Genomic DNA, 6,762 nt, shown 5'->3' with positions numbered 1-6,762 from the left:
AAAAACCGACCTCCCAATCGTTAGATTTTTGGTCTAACTTTTGGGGGTCGGTTCACTGATAAGTCCCTCTTCCTAAAAATTCTTCTTATAAATATTTCTTTAACTCATCTGCCTTATCTGTTTGCTCCCAAGGAAGATTTAAGTCATTTCTACCAAAATGTCCATATGCAGCTGTTTGCTTATAGATTGGTCTTCTTAAATCAAGCATTTTAATGATACCAGCTGGACGAAGATCAAAGTGGTTACGAACAATTTCTGTTAACTCTTCATTACTCTTCTTTCCTGTTCCAAATGTATCAATCATAATAGAGGTAGGCTGAGCAACACCAATTGCATAGGATAACTGTATCTCGCACTTATCTGCAAGGCCAGATGCAACTATATTCTTAGCTACATAACGAGCTGCATAAGAAGCTGAACGATCTACCTTTGTACAGTCCTTACCAGAGAATGCACCACCGCCGTGACGAGCATATCCACCGTAGGTGTCTACAATAATTTTTCTACCTGTTAAACCACTATCTCCATTTGGTCCACCAATAACAAAACGTCCGGTTGGATTAATAAAGAATTTTGTATTCTCATCTACCATTTCTTTTGGAAGAACCGGCTCAAATACATACTTTTTAATATCCTCATGAATTTGCTCCTGTGTCACATCTGGATCATGCTGAGTAGATAATACCACTGCATTTAAGTGAACTGGTTTTCCTTCTTCATTATATTCCACTGTTACCTGTGACTTCCCATCCGGACGAAGGTAGCTAAGCGTACCATCTTTTCTTACTTTAGATAACTGTTTTGTTAACTTATGAGCCAATGAAATAGGGTATGGCATAAGTTCTTCGGTCTCATTGGATGCATAACCAAACATCATACCCTGATCTCCTGCACCAATTGCCTCAATCGCTTCGTCTGTCATCTCATTTTGTTTTGCTTCCAATGCTTTGTCTACACCAAGAGCAATGTCTTTTGACTGTTCGTCAAGTGCAACAATAACACCACATGTATCCGCGTCAAAACCATACTTTGCACGATCATATCCGATTTCTCTTACGGTATCACGTACAATTTTTTGTATATCAACATAACCAGATGTTGTAATCTCACCCATTACAAGTACGAGTCCTGTAGTAATTGCTGTTTCGCAAGCAACACGGCTCATTGGATCTTGCTCTAATAATGCATCCAATACTGCATCTGAGATTTGATCGCAGATTTTATCTGGATGTCCTTCAGTAACTGATTCTGATGTAAATAGTAATTTGTTTTGCATAAAATCTCCTTTCACCCTTCCATGCTCTGAAAGGCTTATGATATATTAATTTGTACCGATTTAAGTCCGAATACAATCGTCGTAGTATTTTACTCTATCCACAAAAAAAGTCCGCATAAGCGGACTTGTTATTTAAAAACCAAATCCTCTCATTGTTCGATTGCTCGCTCAACTTAGCACCTTCCCATAGGGGGTTGCCGTGACTTCACTGAGTCTTTACTCTCCGTCACTCTGAATAAGAGAAATATCTATGAACTTATTGTATATTCGCACACTTAGTAGACAACTAAAATAATTGTCACTTGTGCATTAACTATATCGAAAAATCACTTTCCTGTCAAGAAAAATAATTTACCAGAGCAATTAATTTTTCAAATATAGCTACTTTCTTGTTGCAGTAAAACCGATATCCGCTAACTCTTCCACTGCTTGATTTAATGTTGCTTCATCACCGTCAATACTTACAGACTTACTGGATAAGTCAACTTCATGATTTATATTTAGTCCTTCAAGAAGTTTATGAATACGATCTACACAGTGATTACAGCTCATTTCTTTAATATCAAATTTTGTCATAGTTTACTCCTTCTCCGTGCATCATTGCACTATCTATTTTTTTGTGACCTATATGCCAAACAAAACATATTTGATTGAATATTCTTTGCTTTTAGTTATTATCTTGTTATTTCATTATTTTCTACTTTTTCGTTATTATCCCGTTATTTCAGTATTTTCTGCATTATCATTATTATTCCGTTATTTCATTATTTTCTGCATTATCATTATTATCACGTTATTTCATTATTTTCTGTATTGTTTTTAAAAGTTCCTCAATCACTTCATCATTCCCTTGCCTAATATCCTCTACTACACAGGAGCGAATATGATTTCCTAACAATACCTTATTAAAACTATTTAACGCAGATTGGATAGCAGAAACCTGAGTTAATACCTCAACACAATAATGCTCTTCCTCTACCATACGGCGAACACCTCGTACCTGACCTTCAATACGATTAAGACGATGAATTAAATCTTTAAATTCTGCCTCATTACGGTGTTTCTGCTCATGGCATAAAGGCATCTCTTCATTTTTCTCGGACATCTACGCCCTCCTCTTTACCTAAAGTCGTTTGTATCGTAAGCTTAATGCATTTGTAACTACACAAACAGAACTTAAAGACATTGCAAATCCTCCAAGCATTGGACTTAATAACATTCCTGTAAATGGATATAGCAATCCTGCTGCAATTGGAATACCAATAATATTGTAAATAAAGGCCCAGAAAAGATTTTGTTTGATGTTACGGATTGTTAACTTACTTAAATGTACCGCGCGGTACACATCCATAAGGTCAGAACGCATTAATACAAGATCTGCTGAATCAATTGCAATGTCACTACCGCTTCCGATCGCAACACCAACATCTGCCTGTATTAGTGCAGGAGCATCATTGATACCATCTCCTACCATCATAACCTTATTTCCTTCTGCTTGAAGTTTCTTAACAACCTCTGCCTTATCACCTGGTAATACCTCCGCGATAATATGGTCCACCTTAGCCTTTTTCGCAATTGCCTCTGCAGTAACTTTGTGGTCCCCTGTTAGCATATATACTGTTAAGCCTAATGATTTAAGCGCTTCCACTGCTTCCCTACTAGTAGACTTAATTGTATCCGCTACTCCGATAATGCCTTCCAGTTTGCCATCTATCATTACATAGATTGGAGTTTGACCTTGCATTGCCATCTGATCAGCTGCCATGTGATATTCCTTAGACACAGCATCTTTTCCATAACTTAGCATAAGCTTTTCATTTCCTACAGCAATCTTTTTGCCACTCTCTGAAAGAATTGCCTCTACTCCAAGACCAGTCTTATTCTCAAACTGCTCTATTGCAGGTTCTTTTTCTTTCACACTACTATGATACTCCTCTACGATTGCTCGTGCAAGTGGATGTTCACTTCCTGCCTCAACAGCAGCAGTAAACTTTAAAATTTGTTCTCTACTATAATTCTTTGTAAATACTTCTACTACCTTCGGTTTTCCCTCTGTAATTGTACCTGTTTTATCTAATACGACTGTATCAATATGATGGGCTGTCTCTAGAGCTTCCCCACTCTTAATTAAGATACCGTGACTTGCACCGAGGCCTGTTCCAACCATGATTGCCGTCGGTGTTGCAAGTCCGAGGGCACATGGACAAGCAATTACTAAAACCGATACAAAAATCGTTAATACGAAAGCAAGGTCATGACCAAGTAAAAGCCAAATAATTGCTGATACAACTGCGATAATCATTACAACAGGAACAAAATATCCTGCAACTTTATCCGCGATCTTGGAAATCGGTGCTTTCTTTCCTTGGGCATCTTCCATCAGTTTTACAATTTTAGCAAGTGTAGTATCTTCACCAACACTTGTAACGCGTACTAAAAGCATACCATTAAAGTTCTGGCTTCCGCCAATTACCATATCGTTAATTTGTTTTTCCACAGGGATACTTTCACCAGTAAGCATGGATTCATCTACACTACTGCTTCCCTCAATAACAATTCCATCAATAGGTACTTTACTACCTGCCTTAATAATAACAACATCATTTTTTCTTAGTTCACTTACTGGAACTTCTCTTTCCACGCCATTTTCCACCAACATAGCAGTATCCGGTGCTAGCTCCATCATCTTACGAATCGCCTGCGTGGTCTTTCTCTTACTTCTGCTCTCTAAATACTTACCAAGCATTACTAACGTAACAACTACCGCTGCGGATTCATAATAAAGATTGTTAACTGCATCCGAATTATAAGGGATGCGGATTGTCATCACTACACTATAGATAAAGGCTGCTGATGTACCGACAGCAACTAAGGTATCCATATTCGGGTTTCCTTTGAATAGCGTATGAAATCCGTTCGTATAGAATTTACTTCCACATACTAAAACAGGTATTGTTAATATTAATTGTGCCACAGCAAAAATAAATGGCATATGATGCATGTCAAGAAACGCTGGCAATGGCATCTTCCAAGGTACCATATGTCCCATACTGATATAGAGAAGTGGAACAGCAAATATAATTGCTACTATAAGCCTAGTTCTAGAAGCCCGGAATTTCTTTTCCGTCTCCTCTTCTTCTTTTTGCCTTGCTGCTCTCTCATCTATTTGGTGTTCCTTATGATATGGAGAAATACCAAACCCCGCTTTTTTCACCTTTTCCATAATCAGGTCTGGAGTTACCTTATCATCCTCATATTCAATCGTAAGCTTCGCTGTCGTTAAGTTCACGCTACTAGAGATAACTCCTGGAAGCCTACCAGTAACCCGTTCCACAGCACTACTGCAGGAAGCACAGGTCATTCCTTCAATATTATATATTTCCTTCATATATCTCAACCTTTCTATTCTTTCTCACTTAACTCCGCTTTCTAAATGTCATAAATAGATATTCTAATTAGGTACAAATAGTATTCCTAATTTTAAGTAATCGATGAACAAAAAGAAATCTTTTAAAGCTAAGCTTCTTAGAATTAATTGTTATTTTAGTATACCCCCACGGGGTATATATTATATATAACTTAGATTTTGTTCCTTGTCAATAGATTTTTCCTTATTTATTTTTTCCATTTATTATTTTTTTCTTTTATATATTTATTCTTTTATATTTTATTCTTTTATTATTTTTTCTTATATTAGTTCTTATTTTATAAATTCTTTCTTTTATAGTTCTTTTATAACTCTTACTTTTAAAGCTCTTTTCATTTATAACTCTTTTCTATTCCTTCTAAAACGAATTTATCTTTCATACAGAGGAATAGAGCAGTTAGTAGATACTGTAGAGACTATTAAAGAGGAATGTAATTCTTTTTTAAAGGTAATGGGTGTTATAGCAACCATGTATGAACAAAGGGTTAAGGATATTAGGGACTTAAGAAGTAAAGATAATGTGATAGGAGTAGTAAAGAAGTTAGCTATTGCTAAAAAAGGAGTTTACGGTTTTTTACCTATACTTTTGTTCTATATGCCATACAACCATTTACATTATAAAAATAATTAAATTAATTATTTACAAAATACTATGATTTTCTGTTGATTTATTATGAATTTAATGTTGATTTTTAGAATATTTTGTATGTATTATTTGACATTTTTCAATTTTATTCTTATAATTATGGTAATAACTCACATTTTGTTTTCCATGTTTCATGTCACATATTATTAACACTTATAATGCCAAAAAGAAGGAGTACCTATGAAAACCAAAAAGATTCCAGTAAATCAAGCAGTTCCGGGTATGATAGTTGCAGAAAATGTCTATACGTTTAGTAATCAGCTTATTATATCAGAAGGTACTAAGCTCTCAGATAAAATCATCACCCGTCTTAAGTTCTACTCTATTCATCAAGTCATCGTTCAACTTCAAGATGAAATGGCATTAAATCCACCGGTAAACCCTGTTAACTCAAATCTTTATTTAGGAAAAATGAGGTCAACAGAAGAATTCGAAGATTTCAGTAGTACCGTCTTAAGCACAGTTGGAAGGTTCCATAATGCTATGGATGATATAGCAAATAACAATGGAAAAATAGACACAGATTCTTTGTATCGTGATATTAAAAAGATTATGGCTCGTGGCCGTAATAACCTACACATTTTTGATATGTTACACTGCATGAGAGACTACGATGATATGTCCTATATCCATTCTATTAATGTTGCTATCATGTGTCATATGTTTGGTGTATGGTTAAACTTTGGACCACGCGATCTTGAAACTCTAACATTATGTGGTCTTCTTCATGACATAGGGAAACTAGTTATACCAAGTGAAATCTTAACTAAAAAAGAAACACTTACACAAGAGGAGTATGACTTACTGAAGTCTCATGCCACACGTGGATATAAGATCCTTGAGCAACATGATATCAACATCCATATTAAAATGACCGCAATGATGCACCACGAACGTTGTGATGGTAGTGGATATCCTATGGGCTTAACTTCTGCACAGATTGATCGTTTTGCTAAAATTGTTATGATTGCAGACGTCTATGATGCCATGACCTCCTCTCGGAGCTATCGTAATCCTCTTTGTCCTTTTGAAGTTATTTCCTTATTTGAATCAGAAGGATTAACAAAATACGATCCAAAATACATCATGACATTATTCGATCATATCAGCCAGCTTTATTTAAATAGCTCTGTTCGCCTTAGTGATGGCAGAGTAGGTCAGGTTGTCTTTATGAATCGTAATACTCTTTCGAGACCAGTCATTCAATGTGGAGAGGAATTTGTTGATCTAATAAAGTTTTCTAACCTCTATATTTCGGAGATATTATAGGCAGAAGATGCTAAACCAAGAAATTACTAGGAACTAAACTGGAACTCCAGAAATAAAAATACAAAAAGCAGAGAATTCTAAATGTAATAAGAATTCTCTGCTTATATTGTTTTATGATGTTATTCTACACCAATATAGACTTCA

Annotated in this window: 5 protein-coding genes and 1 riboswitch; of the genes, 1 reads left to right on the top strand and 4 read right to left on the bottom strand. The window is 35.6% G+C overall.

The window, feature by feature from the left end; genetic code table 11:
- Positions 1–85: 85 nt before the first annotated feature.
- From metK to RTP52_RS17000, 4 genes are all read right to left on the bottom strand, one after another.
- Positions 86–1,276, bottom strand: a complete 1,191-nt coding sequence (gene metK, locus RTP52_RS17015) for a methionine adenosyltransferase (RefSeq protein WP_312100073.1) — start codon at positions 1,274–1,276, stop codon at positions 86–88.
- Between the two features lie 146 nt (positions 1,277–1,422).
- Positions 1,423–1,518: riboswitch (SAM riboswitch) on the bottom strand.
- 139 nt (positions 1,519–1,657) lie between these two features.
- Positions 1,658–1,852: a heavy-metal-associated domain-containing protein gene (locus RTP52_RS17010; protein ID WP_312100074.1), complete on the bottom strand. Its 195-nt coding sequence runs from the start codon at positions 1,850–1,852 to the stop codon at positions 1,658–1,660.
- A gap of 217 nt (positions 1,853–2,069) precedes the next feature.
- Positions 2,070–2,381, bottom strand: coding sequence for a metal-sensing transcriptional repressor (locus tag RTP52_RS17005; RefSeq protein ID WP_312100075.1), 312 nt, complete (start codon positions 2,379–2,381; stop codon positions 2,070–2,072).
- A gap of 18 nt (positions 2,382–2,399) precedes the next feature.
- Positions 2,400–4,664 carry a heavy metal translocating P-type ATPase gene (locus RTP52_RS17000; RefSeq protein WP_312372644.1) on the bottom strand — a complete coding sequence of 755 codons (2,265 nt, stop codon included), beginning with the start codon at positions 4,662–4,664 and terminating at the stop codon, positions 2,400–2,402.
- Between the two features lie 865 nt (positions 4,665–5,529).
- On the opposite strand from RTP52_RS17000, the gene RTP52_RS16995 reads away from it, so the two are divergent.
- Entirely contained in the window at positions 5,530–6,618 is a 1,089-nt protein-coding gene (locus RTP52_RS16995; protein WP_312372643.1) for an HD-GYP domain-containing protein, read from the top strand.
- Positions 6,619–6,762: the final 144 nt, after the last annotated feature.

This window comes from Lachnoclostridium sp., assembly GCF_031997925.1.
GTDB lineage: Bacteria > Bacillota > Clostridia > Lachnospirales > Lachnospiraceae > Lachnoclostridium.
Note: the sequence above shows the minus strand (reverse complement) of the source record. Positions and strands in the feature narration are given on the sequence as shown.

Bases quoted from the DNA above. Each gene is read 5' to 3' on its own strand.
- metK (WP_312100073.1), bottom strand. From the start codon at position 1,276: ATGCAAAACAAATTACTATTTACATCAGAATCAGTTACTGAAGGACAT.
- RTP52_RS17010 (WP_312100074.1), bottom strand. From the start codon at position 1,852: ATGACAAAATTTGATATTAAAGAAATGAGCTGTAATCACTGTGTAGAT.
- RTP52_RS17005 (WP_312100075.1), bottom strand. From the start codon at position 2,381: ATGTCCGAGAAAAATGAAGAGATGCCTTTATGCCATGAGCAGAAACAC.
- RTP52_RS17000 (WP_312372644.1), bottom strand. From the start codon at position 4,664: ATGAAGGAAATATATAATATTGAAGGAATGACCTGTGCTTCCTGCAGT.
- RTP52_RS16995 (WP_312372643.1), top strand. From the start codon at position 5,530: ATGAAAACCAAAAAGATTCCAGTAAATCAAGCAGTTCCGGGTATGATA.